Genomic DNA, 15,919 nt, shown 5'->3' with positions numbered 1-15,919 from the left:
GCCTGATCCTGACCGTGGCCCGCGAGCGCGGGTTGATCTGACGCATGAAAAAGCGCCGGTCGGTGACCGGCGCTTTTTGAGTTGCCGGGCAGGGCCCGGCACTACGTTACTTTGCCTTCGGCGGCATCGGCGGCTTGTCGCCGCGGTGTTCGCCGCGCGGGCCACCGAACGGGCCCTTGGCTGCGTCGAATTCGGCCTTGCTCAGCTGGCCGTCCTTGTTGGTATCGGCCGCAGCGAACCACGCATCACGGTGCTGCTTCATGCCTAGCTCGCGATCGGCCTTGTCCAGGTAACCGTCCTTGTTGAGGTCCATCTGGTCGAAGCGCGCGGCCAGCTTCGGGTCGGCCTTGGCTTCATCGCGGCTGATCCGGCCATCCTTGTTCGCGTCCAGCTTCTCCAGGCGCTCATGGCCGCCACCCGGGCCACGCCCATGGCGCTTGCCGTGCCAGCGCGGCATTTCCTCGCGGGACAGCTTGCCGTCCTTGTTGGTGTCCAGGCTGTCGAACTTTTCGGCCAGGCGCGGTGCCTTGGCGGCCTCTGCACGGTCGACGAAACCGTCGCCATTGGTGTCCAGCGTCGCGCGGGCCGGCTTGGTGGGCGTGGCCGGGGTATCGGCGGCCACCGCCAGGCCGGCAGCGCCGGTGGTCATCAGCAGGGCCAGCAGCAGAAGGGGTTTGCGGTTGCGCATGGGTCACTCCGGTGTTTGGGGGATGCTTCGTGTGGTGCGTTGGCACCCACGGGAGAGAAAACGCGCGGGCGCCGGCCGCGTTGACAGCGCCGCCGGCCGTGTTCATTCGCCAGACAGTCGCGGCGCCTGCGACGCCCCGGCGCTATGCTGTGGGCATGGCGATCCACACCGACCGCGACGACGAGCTGCGCCTGTTCCAGACCGGGGACCATCCCTGTGGCTACTGGCCGGAGCGGGCTGCGCGCGACCTGGTGCTGGACCCGCACGACCAGCGGCTGGGCACGCTGTACCCGATGGCGCTCAGCTGGGGCTTCCGCCGCTCCGGCGACCTGGTCTACCGCCCGCACTGCGCCAACTGCCATGCCTGCGTGTCGGTGCGGGTGCCGGTGGCCCGTTTTGCACCCGACCGCAGCCAGCGGCGCTGCCTGGCGCGCAACGACGACCTGGAAGTGCGCATCGTGGCCGCCGAGCAGACCGATGAGCAGTTCGCGCTGTACCACCGCTACCTGACCCATCGCCACGCCCAGGGCGGCATGGACGAGCACGGCCCGCACGAGTTCGACCAGTTCCTGATCGGGCAGTGGTCGCAGGGCCGCTTCCTGGAAATCCGCGGGCCGTCCGAGGATGGCCATCGTGGCCCGCTGCTGGCGGTGGCGGTCACCGATGTCACCCCGCAGGGCCTCTCGGCGGTCTATACCTTCTTCGACCCGGACCACGCCCAGCGTGGGCTGGGCACCTTCGCGATCCTGCAGCAGATCGCCTGGGCCCGGCGCGAGCAGCTGCCGCACCTGTACCTGGGCTACTGGATCCGCGGCCACCGCAAGATGGACTACAAGCGCCGCTTCCGACCGTTGGAGGCCTACGACGGCCGCCGCTGGCACGAGTTCGACGAGGCGCTGGACGGCATCTGACCCGCCATTGCAATGCCCGCCCGTGCAAAATAGCGGCATGAAAGCCCATCCCCTGATCCTCGCCCTGGCCCTGCTCTGCGGCGCCTGCGCCCAAACCCCGACCAAGACCGCCGCCATGCCGGAGTCCACGCCCGCGCCGCTGCGGATTGCCACCTACAACACCTCGCTGTACAGCGACGAGACCGGCGGGCTGATCGCCGAACTCGAAGGCGACAGCGCGCACGCGCGCAAGATCGCCGCCGTGCTGCAGCAGGTCCGCCCGGACCTGGTGCTGCTCAACGAATTCGACTACGACGACGCCCACCGCGCCGCCGACCTGTTCCAGCAGCGCTACCTGGAAGTGGCCCAGCCCGGCGGCGGTGAGCCGCTGCACTTCGCCTACCGCTACCTGGCCCCGGTCAACACCGGCGTGCAGAGCGGGCTGGACCTGGACAACAACGGCCAGATCGGCGGCGACGGCCGCAACCGCGGCAACGATGCCTGGGGCTACGGCCTGCACCCGGGCCAGTACGGCATGCTGGTGCTGTCGCGTTACCCGATCGACGAGGCCAAGGTGCGCAGCTTCCAGCTGCTGAAGTGGAGCACCCTGCCCGGCGCGCTGCGCCCGATCGACCCGCGCAGCGGCAAATCGTTCTACAACGACCACGTGTGGTCGCAGCTTCGGCTGTCGTCCAAGTCGCATTGGGACGTGCCGGTAACCACGCCCAACGGCGTGGTGCATGCGCTGGTCTCGCACCCCACCCCGCCGGTGTTCGACGGCCCGGAAAAGCGCAACGCGGCACGCAACCACGATGAACTGCGGCTGTGGCGGGAATACCTGTCAGCCGGCGACAAGCCGTGGCTGTGCGATGACAAGGGCACCTGCGGCGGCCTGGCACAGGACGCGCGCTTCGTGATCCTGGGCGACCTCAACAACGACCCGGTGGATGGCGATGGCCGCCACGATGCCATCGTCGAACTGATCGAAAACGCGCGCGTGCTGCGCTACCCGACCCCACGCAGCGTGGGCGCCGAGCAGACCAGCAAGGCCTACGCCGAAAAGGGCATCGTGCGCCGTGGCGCACCGTTCCACGCCACCGGTGATTTCGGCCCGAAATCCGGCACCATGCGGCTGGATTACGTGCTGCCGTCGGTCGGCTTCAGCTACATCGGCAGCGGCGTGTTCTGGCCGGCGAATGAAACGCCGGAAGCAAAGATCGCCGACGGCAGCGACCACCACCTGGTATGGGTGGACGTGAAGTAACGCTCTTCCGTCCGCACTGCGCGACCCATCGGGGGCGACCGGCGGGTAGCCCCCGGAGGGACGCTAGAAAACATGGATGTTTTCTAGCAGCCCCCATGGATGGGTTCACGGCGTGTCCCGGAGCGGGGCTGCCCGACGGTCGCCCCAGCACGTAACAACCAAAGCGCCGTGCTTTACGCGCGCAACTCGATCGAAATAGCCTCTGCCGCCTCGCGCGCGATCTTCCGCGCCTGGTCGATGTCTTCGCCGCGCGCCAGGGTGACGCCGACGCGGCGGTGGCCGTGCACGCTGGGCTTGCCGAACAGGCGCAGCGCCGTGTCCGGATCTACCAGCGCAGCTTCGACGTTGCTGAAGACCGGTACGCCTTCGCCGTGCGCCAGCATCGCGCACGATGCCGACGGGCCGCTCTGGCGGATCAGCGGGATCGGCAGGCCCAGGATGGCGCGCGCGTGCAGCGCGAATTCGCTCAGTTCCTGCGAGGCCAGCGTGACCAGACCGGTGTCATGCGGGCGCGGCGAGACTTCGCTGAACCACACCTCGTCGCCCTTCACGAACAGCTCCACCCCGAACAGGCCCCAGCCACCCAGATCATCAGTGATCGCCTGCGAGATCTCTTCCGCACGCGCCAGCGCGGCCGGCGACATCGGCTGCGGCTGCCAGCTTTCGCGGTAATCGCCGTCCTTCTGCCAATGCCCGATCGGCGCGCAGAACGAGGTGCCACCGGCATGGCGCACGGTCAGCAGGGTGATCTCGTAATCGAAATCGATGAAGCCTTCCACGATGCAGCGGCCGGCACCGGCACGGCCGCCGGTCTGCGCGTATTCCCAGGCCGCTGCGATGTCGGCCTCGCTGCGCAGCGTGCTCTGGCCCTTGCCCGAAGAGGACATCACCGGCTTGACCACGCACGGTAGCCCGATCGCCGCCACGGCCGCGCGGTACTCGGCCTCGGTGTCCACGAAGCGGTACGGCGAGGTCGGCAGGCCCAGGGTTTCGGCGGCCAGGCGGCGGATGCCTTCACGGTCCATGGTCAGGCGCGCGGCGCGCGCGGTGGGCACCACCCGCTGGCCGGTTTCCTGCTCCAGCTGGACCAGGGTTTCGGTGTGGATGGCTTCGATCTCGGGCACGATCAGGTGCGGCTTTTCCTCGGCGATCAGGGCGCGCAGCGCCATCGCATCGAGCATGTCGATCACGTGCGACCGGTGCGCCACCTGCATGGCCGGGGCATTGGCATAGCGGTCGGCGGCGATCACCTCCACCCCCAGCCGCTGCAGCTCGATGGCGACCTCCTTGCCCAGTTCGCCCGAGCCCAGCAGCAGGACACGGGTGGCGGAGGGGGACAGCGGCGTGCCGAGCGTGATCATGGCGATATTCCGGACATCAGAGGCGGGGCCGCCATTTTATGGGATGGGGGCCTTGCAGACGTGATATCAATTTGATATCACTATTCCAAACCCGCCCGCAAAGGATGCCCACCATGAAAGAAAAGCCCGTCCGCTCGCTCTCCGGCCTGCCCTTCCTGCTGGGCGTCCTCGTCCTGCTGGCCGTGGCGGCGTGGCTGTTCTTCTCAGGCGTGGAGCGCGGCAACGTGAACCTGGGGCTGGTGCTGGGCAGCCTGGTGCTGGGCTTCGTCTCCCTGTTCAGCCTGGTGGGCCTGTACACCGTGCAGCCCAACCAGGCCGCCGTACTGAGCCTGTTCGGCAAGTACATCGGTACCGTCAAGGACAACGGCCTGCGCTGGAACAACCCGTTCTTCAGCAAGAAGAAGGTCAGCCAGCGCGTGCGCAACTTCGAAAGCGGCAAGCTCAAGGTCAATGAGCTCGATGGCAGCCCGATCGAGATCGCCGCGGTGATCGTCTGGCAGGTGGTGGACGCCTCCGAGGCGGTCTACAACGTGGACGACTACGAAAGCTTCGTGCACATCCAGTCCGAATCGGCGCTGCGCGCGATGGCCACCAGCTACCCCTACGACCAGCACGAAGACGGCCAGCTGTCGCTGCGCAGCCACGCCGCTGAAATCTCCCAGCACCTCAAGGACGAACTGGCCGAACGCCTGGCCGATGCCGGCGTGCAGGTGCTCGACGCGCGCATCAGCCACCTGGCCTATGCCCCGGAAATCGCCCAGGCGATGCTGCAGCGCCAGCAGGCCAACGCGGTGATTGCCGCGCGCACGCGGATCGTGGCCGGTGCGGTGGGCATGGTCGAAATGGCGCTGGCCGAACTGCAGAAGAACAACGTGGTGCAGCTGGATGAGGAGCGCAAGGCGCAGATGGTGGGCAACCTGCTCACCGTGCTGTGCTCGGACCGCGGCACCCAGCCGATCGTCAACGCCGGCTCGTTGTACTGAGCATGAGTGAAAAGAAAGCCTACCCGCTGCGTATCAATGCCGACGTGCTGGCAGCGGCGCAGCGCTGGGCCGACGACGAGCTGCGCAGCCTCAACGCGCAGATCGAGTACGTGCTGCGCGACGCACTGCGCAAGGCGGGACGCCTTCCCAAACCCAAACAGGACCCGGAGAGCAAGGAATGAGCAAGCGCTGGAGCTATCTGACCGTTGAAATCAAGCCGGGCTGGACCGGCCTGAAACCCGACGAAATGCAGGCCGAGATGAACCGCCACGGCCAGCTTGGCTGGGAACTGGTCAACGTGGTGCTGACCCTGCAGATGGGTTCGGCACTGCTGTTCTTCAAAAAGGAGCTGTGAGATGGCAGCCACGCCCACCGAGTTCGCCGTCGCGCCTGCGCCGATCTGGCGCCTGCTGTGGTTGTGGGTGCCGATGCTGGGCATCGCCGTGCTGATCACCGCCACCACGCTGCAGCACGCACAGCGCACGCCGATGGAACTCGGCTACACGGTGCCGTTCCTGCTGCTGGTCACCGCCGTGCTGAGCTGGGGCTTCTTCCGCCGCCGCATCCAGCTGCAGCACGGCGAACTGGTGGTCACCTCCACGTTCTACCGCCGCCGCACCGCGGTGGCCTCGCTGCAGCTGGACAAGGCGCGCATCGTGGACCTGGCCGAGCACACCGAGTTCAAGCCCGGCTTGAAGATCAACGGCTATGGCGTGCCCGGCTTCCAGTCCGGCCACTACCGCATGGGCGGCCGGCGCAAGGCGTTCTGCCTGATCACCGACGCCAGCCGCGTGCTGTACCTGCCGCTGCGCGATGACAGCGTGCTGCTGCTCAGCCCGGAACAGCCCAGGGCCCTGCTGGATGCGCTGAACGCGCAGGCCACGCGCTAAGCTGGGGGCATGCGCCGCTACCCTGCCCTGCTGATCAACACCGCCGACATCGAACTGTGGCCCGGCGGCCTGCTGCGTGCGCGCAGCAACGCCGATGCACGGGCGCTGGCGCGGGCCCGCTGGGTGCTGCGGCGCAAGCGTGATGGGCAGTACCTGGCCGCCGCCACCGCGCACGGCCTGCTGCCGCTGGTGCCGCACCTGATGCGCGAGCCGGGCATCGAGGAAGCACTCGATGCCCTGGACCTGGCGCTGCATGGCACGCAGCGCACGCATGCGGCCGATGCCCTGCTGCCACTGAGTGGACTGCAGGATCGGCTGGAACAGCTGGGCATCGATGCGGCGCGCTATGAGCAGGACACCGCGCTGGCGCTGGAAGCCGAACCGGAACGGCTGGCGCTGGCCGGATTCGACCGTTACCGCCGGCCGCTGTGGCTGCAGCAGGACGCCGCGCGCGCCTGGCAGCGCATGCAGCAGCAGGCCGCGCGCGAGGGGATCGTGCTGGAGGCCATTTCGGGCTACCGCAGCCACGATTACCAGCTGGGCATCTTCGCGCGCAAACGCGCGCGCGGGCTGGACGTGGATGCGATCCTGCAGGTCAACGCCGCGCCGGGGTACAGCGAACACCACAGCGGGCGTGCGCTGGATGTCAGCAGCCCCGGGGAACCGGCCGCGGAGGAGAGCTTCGAGGAAACTGCGGCATTCGCGTGGCTGCTGGAGCACGCGGGCGGCTACGGCTTCCACCTGAGTTATCCGCGCGAGAACCCCCACGGCATCGTGTATGAGCCATGGCATTGGTGCTGGCGCCCGCACTGATCCGGACCCGGGCGCAGCCACGCAGGGCGTGGCTCTACACAATCGGTACATCTGCCGTTAAGCTTCGCGCATCATCCAGGGGGAGAGCGCGTCATGGAAGACCAGAGCCCGTACCAGGCCAGCCGGGTTACGTCTCGCACGACACGTGCTGACCGCCGTGACGAGGCCCCGCAAGAGATCCTCAGCCCGATCAGGCACATGTGGATACTGCTTGCGGTGGGGGCCGTGCTCACCGGCTTCGGTGGGGCCGTACTGCTGTTTACCGATGTCCGCGCAAACACGTTCCTGGCGGTGGTGCTGGGCGTGTCGTTCGCCTTCTACGCCCTTACCGCCTTCGGGGTATACAAACGCAGCCGCGCCGCGGCCTGCGTGGCCGTGGCGATGTGCGGACTGGGTGCACTGGGCACGCTGGTCAACATCGCCAATGGCCAGGGCACCCTGACCGGGGTCGGGTTTACGGCCGTGCTCACCTTCGTCAGCATTCGCGGCACCCTCGCCACCTTCCGTTATCACCGCCATCTGCGCGACGTGCGCAGTCGCCCGCCGCGCCCGCGCATCAGTGATGACCCTGCGTTTGCGCCGAAGCTGGAGCAGACGGCGCTGTAGAGCCACGCCCTGCGTGGCTGGGCTTCGGTCGGCATTCCGTGGACACGCATGGCGTGTCCCTACGCGGCGATTGTCCGTGCGTGACGATTGTCCGTGCGTGACGATTGTCCGTGCGCGGCGTAGGTCCGTGGGCGGACAGATCAATCCTGCGAGCGGTTGGTGCTGGCTTTGGGGCTTTCGGTGAAATCGGCGATGCGCCACAGGTACAGGCTGGCGTAGGTCCGGAACGGGCCCCACTTTTCGCCGCGGGCGGCCAGCTCCTTGGGGGTCGGCATCAGCTCGGCCTTGTCCACCCGCTGGGCGCCCTTGCGCACGCCCAGGTCGTCGATCGGCAGGATGTCGGGACGACCGAGCCGGAACATCAGCATCATTTCCACCGTCCAGCGGCCGATGCCGCGGATCGGCACCAGTGCGTCGATGATCGCGTCGTGCGGCATCACCGACATCCGTCGCAGGTCGGGAATCTCGCCGGCCGCTTCGCGCCGGGCCAGGTCACGCAGGGCCAGCGCCTTGTTGCCGGAGACGCCGCAGGTGCGCAGGCCGGGATCGTCGATCCGCGCCAGGGTGTCGGCGTGCAGGCGGGTGCTGCCGATGGCGGCCTCCACCCGGCCCACGATGGTCGAGGCGGCCTTGCCGCTGAGCTGCTGGAACAGGATCGCGCGGGCCAGCGCATCGACCGGGTCGAAGCTGCGCGCCCAGCCGGGCGGTGCCTCCACCGGCCCGAGCCGCTTCATCCAGGTGCCCAGCCGGCGGTCGCGCCGCGACAGCCAGTCGTGCGCCTCCTGTACATCGAAGCCGCGGCGGAAGCGCGGCATCTCAGCGCCTCAGGGCGTTGAGCCCGTACACCACCCAACCGACCATCAATGCCGTGCCGCCCACCGGGGCCAGCCCGGTGCGGAACTGCCACAACGCGCCAGCCACCAGGCTGCCCGAGAACAGCAGCGTGCCCAGCAGCAGCACGTACAGCGCGAGCTTGCCCACGCTGTTCTGCTGGGTGGGGCCCAGCACCGCCAACGCCACGCCATGCCCGAACGCGAACAGCGCGGCGGTGTTCACGTGCGACTGCGCCAGCGGTTCGGCGATGCCGTGCGAGGCATAGGCCGACAGGCCTACCGCCGTGGCCGCCAGCAGGCCGCCCAGGCAGGCCAGCAGCGAAGGTTTACGCGCGCGTCGTTCCAGGTTGAGCATGGCTGCATCCTCCAAAAAAAAACGCGCCGCAGGAAGCGGCGCGTTTTCTGTTCTACGTTACATCCGTGGCAACCGTCGGTTTACTTGACGGCCCAGTAGATGTCGTACGTACCGTCCTGGGTGAACGACTTTTCCAAGCCGCCGTTCCAGGCTTCGTACGGACGATCGATCACTTCGTTGCCACCCGTGACAGCCCAGGCACGCAGTGCGTTGCGGGCGATGTCCAGGCCAGCCATGTGGCCGGTGTACTTGGCGTGGGCGGTACGGTGCGGGGCAACGTGCACGTACTTGACCGGGGCGCCACCATCGATCTTCACCGTCAGGGCTTCAGCCGAAGCGCCTGCCGTACCCTTCTTCTTGACCGGCTGGGCCACGTCGAAGGCGTACTTTTCCTGACCGAAGTCAGTGGTGATGATGCGGAACGGACCGGCGGCTTCGAGGTCATTGGCCTCCATCACGCGCTTGATCCACTCCTGGTTGTCCTTGATGGACTTGGTGATGGTCGCTTCGCCGCGATCGACGTTACCGGCGGTGACGACCAGCAGGTCTTCGGCCGGGGCATCGATGATGGCCAGGTCGACCAGCGGGGCTTCGGCGGTGCGGTAGTCGATGTTCGGCACGGTGGCCAGCATGTTGGCCATGCGCGACAGACCCAGCTTCAGGTCGTCACCGACGTGACGGCTGACGTACAGGCCCGCGTAACGACCAAACAGGTTCCAGCCGTACTTGATGCTGTAGTCCTGGGTGATCTTGACGTTGCGGCCACCCTTGCCGGTCGGCTCAAGCGTGAAGCTGGTCTTCTTGTCGTGGCCCTTGGTCGGGTTCTCGATGGCGATGGCCACGCGCTTGTTCGGCTCGGACTCGGTGATTTCCCAGCTGCCCTGGCCCAGCGACGATTCCTTGGAGGAATAGTCCAGGCGGGCACCCACGCCGGAGGCGGGGCCGGAATGCTTCAGTTCAATGGCGGGATCGCGCAGGACAAGCGGGTTCCAGTCCTTGAAGCGGCGCAGGCTGTTGACCGTGTCGTACACGATCGTCATCTTGCGGTTGGTCTCGATGCTTTCGGTAATGTGACGCTCGCCCGGCAGCACAACGCCAATGATGACGAACAGGCCAGCCACGATCCCCAAGGCGATCAGGAACTCGATAATACGGGTCATTCAGGAGTCTCCGGGGCCGATCCCACGGCCGGGTTGATTGAAGCGAAGCGCCAATCCTAGCAGGCTTCGCGGGTGTTGTTGATCAGGATTGGCGCACCGGTTTCCATACCGGCAGCGGTTTTGAATAGACAAGGAGCGGAAAGATAGCGCATCGCGCGGGCCAGCATGTGGCCGTTGGCCATATTTATTTGCCGGTTTCGGCAAGGTGGCCTGCGACGACCGCCGCAGGCCTTGCCACACAAGGCTTTCAACTGGCGTTCATGTTCACACCAGTTGCAGCTCGAATGCCTTCAGCACGGCCCGGGTGCGGTCGCGCACGCCCAGCTTGGACAGGATGTTGGAGACGTGGTTCTTGATGGTGCCTTCGGCCACGCCCAGCGAATTGGCGATCTCCTTGTTGGAGAACCCGCTGGCCATCAGCCGCAGGATCTCGGTCTCGCGGTCGGTGAGCGGGTCGGGCCGGTCCAGGCTCACGAACTCGTTGCGCATGTGCTCCAGCCCCGACAGCAGGCGCTGGGTGACGGCCGGCTGCACCAGCGAGCCGCCATCGGCCACGGTACGGATGGCACCGACCAGCTGTTCCAGGGTCACGTCCTTGAGCAGGTAGCCCTTGGCGCCGGCCTTGAGCCCGGCCAGCACCAGCTGGTCGTCGTCGAAGGTGGTGAGGATGATGGTCGGCGGCAGCTGGCCCAGCCGCGACAGCGACTGCAGCGCCTCCAGCCCGGACATCACCGGCATGCGCATGTCCATCAGCACCACGTCGGGGCGGATCTGCGGCACCACCTCGACGGCCTGGCGGCCATCGGCGGCTTCGGCCACCACTTCGATCCCGTCATCCAGGGCGAGCAGCGAGCGGATTCCCTGCCGCACCAGGGTTTGGTCGTCGACCAGGCAGACGCGAATCATCCAGAACTCCTCAACATACGGAGGCCAGCTGCAGCTCTGGCGCACCGGGGACCGAAGCGCGCAGGCAGAAGCCCTCGCCCCGGCGGCTATCAATCTGCAGCGTACCGCCGCATTGTTCCAGACGTTCACGCATTCCGCGCAATCCGTTGCCCACGTTCACCGCCTCGGCACCGACACCATCATCGCGCGCCTCCACCACCAGCACGTTGGGGTCTTCACGCCAGACCCGTATCCACAGGTGCCGGGCCGCCGCATGCCGGACGGTATTGGTGATGATCTCCTGGGTGCAGCGCAACAGGACGTGGGCCCGTTGCGGGTCTTCGACGCTGAGCGGCTCCTCGATCTCCAGATGGATGTCCAGCGAAGGAACGTTCTCTGTCAGTGGGCGCAATGCCGCGGCCAGGTCGATGGCCCCGGTCTCGCGCAGCTGGCTGACCACTTCCCGGACGTTGCCGAGCAACAGCTTTGCCAGCGCATGCGAACGTTTGACGTGCTCAAGCGCCCGCCCTTCGGCCAGGTGCCCGGCCACTTCCAGGTTCAGCGCCAGCGCCGTCAATTGATGCCCCAGCAGGTCGTGCAGCTCGCGGGAGATCCGGGTGCGCTCGTTGACACGGGCACTTTCGGCCAGCAGGGCGCGGGTGGCGCGCAGTTCGGCATTGAGCCGACGCTGCTCATCGCGGGCCTCGGCCTGCCGCCGGGCCACCAGCGCGATCACGAACACGAAGCTGGAAAAGCCCATGTACCCCATCGCCTGGAGCAGCCCGATCAGCGGCGGGAAGCCCAGCGGTTTGATGTACACCGGCAGTACCGCCAGGTTGCTGGCCACCAGCCACAGCAGGCCGACCCGCGGGCCGAGCAGCCACGGCAGCAGCCCGGCCACGACCATCAGCAGGATGCTCCCGAGCGCAGTGCCGGAAAAATAGCTGACGCCGATGGCACAGGCGGTCAGCAGGACCAGCGCGGCGTGGTCGAAGATGCCCGGGCGGCTCTCGCCCAGGTCGCGCGTCAGCACCCAATAGACGCCTCCAAAGGTGAGGTAGGCCGACGCCCAGGGGATGATGGACTGGTCCAGGTTCTCCAGGGTCAGCGATACCGGATCAATCAGGTAGATGGCCAGCCACAGGCCGACCGTTCCCCAGGTGAACAGCCCGGAGTAGCGCAACATTGCATTGTGATTGAGTTGGGCCAGCATGCCCCATCGTAGCCTTTCCGCCGGCCGCCCCAAGCCCCGAAAGTCATGCCCGCGCAATGCGCGATGACGACAGGGAGGGCGCCGGGTACGGCACCCTCCCCGGCTTTCGACTACAGGCAGGCGAAGCTGAAGTAGGGCATCATGCTCGACGAGCGCACGCAGGAGTCGCTGACCTTCTCGGCGGTGGTATCCACCGTGGCGGTTACGCCGGAGAAGTCGGCCTTGCCGCCCGAGACGAGCTGGACCTGCTCCGCGGTCATTTCGCGAAGGCCGCGGGTGGTGGAGTTGATCGTGTTCATATTGATAAAATCGTCCTTTGATTTAGTTAATGAATCCAGATCGCACCGGCACCTCTCCGGCACCGGGTGCACGTCGCTTATACCACGGCCTGGGTGACGCCTCAACGAACGACGGTGCGCGCGTCCAAGCCTACCCGTGCAATAATCCAACGAGGGCCCCTAGACGGGCCAACCGCGTTACCCCACGGAGTCACAATGTCGATTGTCATCCGCGACGTGCGCGAGCACGAGCTCGATTCCGTCCTGGCCCTGAACAACAATGCCGGTCTGGCCATCCTTCCGCTGGATGCTGCCCGCCTGCGCCTGTTCTATGAAACCGCTGAATATTTCCGCGTCGCCGAGCGCGACGGCAACCTGGCCGGCTTCCTGATCGGTTTCGGCAGCGACAGCCAGCACGACAGCAGCAACTTCGCCTGGTTCAAGCAGCACCTGACCAGCAAATTCTTCTACATCGACCGCATCGTGGTGGCCAGCCGCCGCCGTGGCGGTGGCGTGGGCCGCGCGTTCTACGCCGATGCCCAGAGCTACGCCGAGCTGCGCTACCCGCAGCTGACCTGCGAGGTGTTCCTGGACCATGGCGCCGATGCGGCGCTGCTGTTCCACGGCAGCTTCGGCTTCCGCGAGGTCGGGCAGAACAACATGCCGCACGTGGATGTGCGGGCCAGCATGCTGCTCAAGGACCTGTGCAGTTACCAGTGGGTGCACGACACCTACGGCGACGCGCTGCCGGACGTGCCCTGGGTGGGCCATCGTCGCGAGCCGCTGCGCGCGCATCGACCGACGGGGACCTGAGGTGGCGGCGAACATGGATTTTGAACAGGCCGGTGAACTGAAGATCGGCCAGGTAGGCATCGCCAACCTGCGCATCCGCACCCTCGATGTGGAACGTCTCACCCGCGAAATGCACGACCGCGTGGCCCGCGCGCCGAAGCTGTTCGGCCGCGCGGCGGTGATCCTGGACTTCGGCGGCCTGAGCCAGATGCCCGACGTGGCCACGGCCCAGGCACTACTGGATGGCCTGCGCAGCGCCGGCGTGCTGCCGGTGGCGCTGGCTTACGGCAGCAACGAAACCGACCTGCTCTCGCAGCAGCTGGGGCTGCCGCTGCTGGCCAAGTTCCGCGCCCAGTACGAGCGCGCCGAGGCCGAGCCGGCACCTGCGCCCGTTGCAGCGGCCCCGGAACCGGCACGCCGCGCGCGTGCGGCCGCACCGGCCCCGGCCGCGGCGGTGGACGCGGGCAACGCGCCCAAGCCGGGCCGCATGCAGACCAGCAACGTGCGTTCGGGCCAGCAGCTGTATGCGGAGAACTGCGACCTGACGGTGATGGCCACGGTCGGCGCGGGCGCCGAGGTGATCGCCGATGGCAGCATCCATATTTACGGTACGCTGCGGGGCCGTGCCCTGGCAGGTGCCCAGGGCAACACCACGGCGCGCATTTTCTGCCGTGACTTCCACGCTGAACTGGTCGCCATTGCCGGCCATTACAAGGTACTGGACGATGTCCCGGACAACCTGCGCGGCAAGGCCGTGCAGGTGTGGCTGGAACAGGACCAGATCAAGATCGCTGCGCTGGACTGACGCGGCAACCCAACTGAATCATCAGGAGAAGTCCTTTGGCTGAAATCATCGTAGTCACCTCCGGCAAGGGCGGCGTCGGCAAGACCACTTCCAGCGCAAGCCTTGCCTGCGGCCTTGCGCGCAGGGGCAAGAAGGTGGCGGTGATCGACTTCGACGTCGGCCTGCGCAACCTCGACCTGATCATGGGCTGCGAGCGGCGCGTGGTGTACGACTTCGTGAATGTCGTGCACGGCGAGGCCACGCTCAAGCAGGCCCTGATCAAGGACAAGCGTTTCGACAACCTGTACGTGCTGGCGGCATCGCAGACGCGCGACAAGGATGCGCTGACCCAGGAAGGCGTGGGCAAGGTGCTGAAGGACCTGGCGGCGGACGGCTTCGATTACATCATCTGCGATTCGCCGGCGGGCATCGAAAAGGGTGCGTTCCTGGCGATGTACTTCGCCGACCGCGCGGTGGTGGTGGTAAACCCGGAAGTGTCGTCGGTACGCGACTCGGACCGCATCATCGGCCTGCTGGATTCGAAGACGCACAAGGCCGAATCGGGCCAGAACGTGCCGGCCTTTCTGCTGTTGACCCGCTACAGCCCGGTCCGGGTTGAGTCGGGCGAGATGCTGAGCATCACGGACGTGGAAGAGGTGCTGGGGCTGAAGGCGATCGGCGTGATCCCGGAATCGGGTGATGTGCTGAACGCGTCCAACAAGGGCGAGCCGGTGATCCTGGATGCAGAATCGCCCGCAGGCCAGGCATACGATGATGCGGTGGCCCGCATCCTCGGCGAAGAGCGCCCGATGCGCTTCACCGTTGTTGAGAAGAAGGGCTTCTTCAGCAAGCTGTTCGGAGGGTAAGCATGGGCCTGTTCGATTTCCTCAAGACGAAGAAGACCACCGCCGAAACGGCCAAGAACCGCCTGCAGATCATCATCGCGCAGGAACGCAGCCACCGCGGCGGCCCGGATTACCTGCCGCTGCTGCAGCGCGAGCTGCTGGAAGTGATCAAGAAGTACGTGAACATCGACGCGGACGCGGTCAAGGTTGACCTGGTCAAGGACGGCGAGCACGACGTGCTGGACATTTCGGTGGCGCTGCCGGAAGGCCCGCAGCAGCCCTGACCGTAAAGGCCCCTTCCCCACCGGGAAGGGGCGCAGGACGCACACGCCATGAACACCGCCGCCGCCGAAGCAGAACCACAGGTCACCCGGGTGGGCGACATCGCCTTCGAGGATGCCGCGGCACTGCTGGCCCGCCACGCGCTGCAGCTGCACCACGTGGCCGATGGCGCGCCGATTCCCGGCAGTTACTGGGGCGAGCCCGAAGCGGGCATCATCGCCAGCGACGTCTATGTACGTAACGACACGCCGGTGCACTCGATGCTGCACGAGGCCTGCCACCTGATCGTGCTGCCACCCGAACGCCGCGCGCTGGTGCACACCGACGCGACCGATTCGGTTCCCGAAGAAGACGCCACCTGCTATCTGCAGATCGTGCTGGCCGGACAGTTGCCGGGCGTAGGCAGCGCGCAGCTGATGGCCGACATGGATGCCTGGGGTTACACCTATCGCTTGGGTTCAACACAGGCGTGGTTCGAGCAGGATGCAGAAGATGCCCGGGCCTGGTTGATCGAACGCGGACTCCTCGCCGCGTAGAGCGCTGGCTGTTCGGTTGTTCCCGCGCGGGGCGAGGACGGGGATGCCCTGGCCGGACACGCGTGAACCCATCCATGGGGCTTATCGCGGCTTGCGCGTGTGCGCTGTCCTGCGCACACGGCAAGACCGGGGTTGGGCTCCTGCCCAACCCGTCGGGCGTATACGCCCGACCCATGCCGCTCAAAGTCCGGCCAGGGCATCCCCGCCCTCGCCCCCTCAGTTCTCTGCGACGACCGGAAGCGAAATCAAAAACTTCTCGCTAGCCGGCACATTCGCGTGTGCGGCTCAGCCACGCAGGGCGTGGCTCTACGGCGGAACAATTCGATCGACCTACCACTATCTGCCTTTGACTTCCTGTCCGTCGACGCATGACCGTCTGGGGGAGCGGGGTGGAGGGGGTAGCGGGGCTTTGAGCAGCATGGATGCTGCGATAAGCCCCATGGATGGGTTCACGCGTGCCC

The 15,919-nt window shown here is 66.7% G+C and carries 21 protein-coding genes; 13 read left to right on the top strand and 8 right to left on the bottom strand.

Features of this window, described 5'->3' with window-relative positions:
- Positions 1 to 106: 106 nt before the first annotated feature.
- The gene (locus QMX79_RS15745; RefSeq protein WP_282247566.1) at positions 107 to 688 is read right to left on the bottom strand and encodes an EF-hand domain-containing protein; all 582 of its coding nucleotides are present in this window, start codon (positions 686 to 688) and stop codon (positions 107 to 109) included.
- 155 nt (positions 689 to 843) lie between these two features.
- Between QMX79_RS15745 and QMX79_RS15740 the strand changes: the two genes are divergently transcribed.
- Both QMX79_RS15740 and QMX79_RS15735 read left to right on the top strand, forming a co-directional pair.
- Entirely contained in the window at positions 844 to 1,599 is a 756-nt protein-coding gene (locus tag QMX79_RS15740) for an arginyltransferase (protein WP_282247565.1), read from the top strand.
- A 37-nt stretch (positions 1,600 to 1,636) separates the two neighbouring features.
- A complete protein-coding gene (locus tag QMX79_RS15735) occupies positions 1,637 to 2,842 on the top strand; it encodes an endonuclease/exonuclease/phosphatase family protein (RefSeq protein WP_282247564.1) in 1,206 nt (401 codons plus the stop codon).
- Between the two features lie 173 nt (positions 2,843 to 3,015).
- On the opposite strand, the gene purT is transcribed toward QMX79_RS15735, so the two are convergent.
- Positions 3,016 to 4,203 (bottom strand): formate-dependent phosphoribosylglycinamide formyltransferase, encoded by a 1,188-nt coding sequence (gene purT / locus QMX79_RS15730; RefSeq protein WP_282247562.1) that lies wholly within the window; start codon positions 4,201 to 4,203, stop codon positions 3,016 to 3,018.
- A 113-nt stretch (positions 4,204 to 4,316) separates the two neighbouring features.
- Between purT and QMX79_RS15725 the strand changes: the two genes are divergently transcribed.
- From QMX79_RS15725 to QMX79_RS15700, 6 genes are all read left to right on the top strand, one after another.
- Entirely contained in the window at positions 4,317 to 5,186 is an 870-nt protein-coding gene (locus QMX79_RS15725; protein WP_282247561.1) for an SPFH domain-containing protein, read from the top strand.
- Between the two features lie 2 nt (positions 5,187 to 5,188).
- Entirely contained in the window at positions 5,189 to 5,368 is a 180-nt protein-coding gene (locus tag QMX79_RS15720; protein ID WP_282247560.1) for an Arc family DNA binding domain-containing protein, read from the top strand.
- Positions 5,365 to 5,541 (top strand): DUF4177 domain-containing protein, encoded by a 177-nt coding sequence (locus QMX79_RS15715; protein WP_282247559.1) that lies wholly within the window; start codon positions 5,365 to 5,367, stop codon positions 5,539 to 5,541. Before QMX79_RS15720 ends, QMX79_RS15715 begins: the two co-directional genes overlap by 4 nt.
- Before the next feature lies 1 nt (position 5,542).
- Positions 5,543 to 6,076, top strand: a complete 534-nt coding sequence (locus tag QMX79_RS15710) for a PH domain-containing protein (protein WP_282247557.1) — start codon at positions 5,543 to 5,545, stop codon at positions 6,074 to 6,076.
- 9 nt (positions 6,077 to 6,085) lie between these two features.
- A complete protein-coding gene (locus QMX79_RS15705) occupies positions 6,086 to 6,889 on the top strand; it encodes a M15 family metallopeptidase (protein ID WP_282247556.1) in 804 nt (267 codons plus the stop codon).
- A 198-nt stretch (positions 6,890 to 7,087) separates the two neighbouring features.
- Entirely contained in the window at positions 7,088 to 7,495 is a 408-nt protein-coding gene (locus QMX79_RS15700; RefSeq protein ID WP_282247555.1) for a hypothetical protein, read from the top strand.
- Between the two features lie 140 nt (positions 7,496 to 7,635).
- Here QMX79_RS15700 and QMX79_RS15695 read toward each other — a convergent pair whose 3' ends face one another.
- From QMX79_RS15695 to QMX79_RS15670, 6 genes are all read right to left on the bottom strand, one after another.
- The gene (locus QMX79_RS15695; RefSeq protein ID WP_282247554.1) at positions 7,636 to 8,310 is read right to left on the bottom strand and encodes a DNA-3-methyladenine glycosylase; all 675 of its coding nucleotides are present in this window, start codon (positions 8,308 to 8,310) and stop codon (positions 7,636 to 7,638) included.
- A gap of 1 nt (position 8,311) precedes the next feature.
- A complete protein-coding gene (locus QMX79_RS15690) occupies positions 8,312 to 8,683 on the bottom strand; it encodes a DUF423 domain-containing protein (protein ID WP_282247553.1) in 372 nt (123 codons plus the stop codon).
- A gap of 80 nt (positions 8,684 to 8,763) precedes the next feature.
- Complete coding sequence (locus QMX79_RS15685) at positions 8,764 to 9,843, bottom strand: SRPBCC family protein (RefSeq protein ID WP_282247552.1); 1,080 nt, start codon at positions 9,841 to 9,843, stop codon at positions 8,764 to 8,766.
- 264 nt (positions 9,844 to 10,107) lie between these two features.
- The gene (locus QMX79_RS15680; RefSeq protein WP_068850140.1) at positions 10,108 to 10,749 is read right to left on the bottom strand and encodes a response regulator transcription factor; all 642 of its coding nucleotides are present in this window, start codon (positions 10,747 to 10,749) and stop codon (positions 10,108 to 10,110) included.
- Positions 10,750 to 10,759: 10 nt separating this feature from the next.
- Positions 10,760 to 11,941, bottom strand: coding sequence for a sensor histidine kinase (locus QMX79_RS15675; RefSeq protein ID WP_282247551.1), 1,182 nt, complete (start codon positions 11,939 to 11,941; stop codon positions 10,760 to 10,762).
- 110 nt (positions 11,942 to 12,051) lie between these two features.
- Entirely contained in the window at positions 12,052 to 12,240 is a 189-nt protein-coding gene (locus QMX79_RS15670; protein WP_282247550.1) for a hypothetical protein, read from the bottom strand.
- A 195-nt stretch (positions 12,241 to 12,435) separates the two neighbouring features.
- Between QMX79_RS15670 and QMX79_RS15665 the strand changes: the two genes are divergently transcribed.
- Genes QMX79_RS15665 through QMX79_RS15645 form a run of 5 tightly spaced genes read left to right on the top strand, consistent with a single transcriptional unit; the run spans position 12,436 to position 15,458 of the window.
- Complete coding sequence (locus QMX79_RS15665) at positions 12,436 to 13,032, top strand: GNAT family N-acetyltransferase (RefSeq protein WP_095363412.1); 597 nt, start codon at positions 12,436 to 12,438, stop codon at positions 13,030 to 13,032.
- 13 nt (positions 13,033 to 13,045) lie between these two features.
- Positions 13,046 to 13,816, top strand: coding sequence for a septum site-determining protein MinC (gene minC, locus QMX79_RS15660; protein ID WP_282247549.1), 771 nt, complete (start codon positions 13,046 to 13,048; stop codon positions 13,814 to 13,816).
- A 35-nt stretch (positions 13,817 to 13,851) separates the two neighbouring features.
- Positions 13,852 to 14,661 (top strand): septum site-determining protein MinD, encoded by an 810-nt coding sequence (minD, locus tag QMX79_RS15655; protein WP_184125282.1) that lies wholly within the window; start codon positions 13,852 to 13,854, stop codon positions 14,659 to 14,661.
- A gap of 2 nt (positions 14,662 to 14,663) precedes the next feature.
- The gene (gene minE / locus QMX79_RS15650) at positions 14,664 to 14,924 is read left to right on the top strand and encodes a cell division topological specificity factor MinE (RefSeq protein WP_068850125.1); all 261 of its coding nucleotides are present in this window, start codon (positions 14,664 to 14,666) and stop codon (positions 14,922 to 14,924) included.
- A 48-nt stretch (positions 14,925 to 14,972) separates the two neighbouring features.
- Positions 14,973 to 15,458: a hypothetical protein gene (locus QMX79_RS15645; protein WP_282247548.1), complete on the top strand. Its 486-nt coding sequence runs from the start codon at positions 14,973 to 14,975 to the stop codon at positions 15,456 to 15,458.
- Positions 15,459 to 15,919: the final 461 nt, after the last annotated feature.

The sequence above is a fragment of the Stenotrophomonas sp. PS02300 genome (genome assembly GCF_029959395.1).
GTDB lineage: Bacteria > Pseudomonadota > Gammaproteobacteria > Xanthomonadales > Xanthomonadaceae > Stenotrophomonas > Stenotrophomonas maltophilia_AD.
This window is presented reverse-complemented; position numbering and strand designations above follow the sequence as displayed.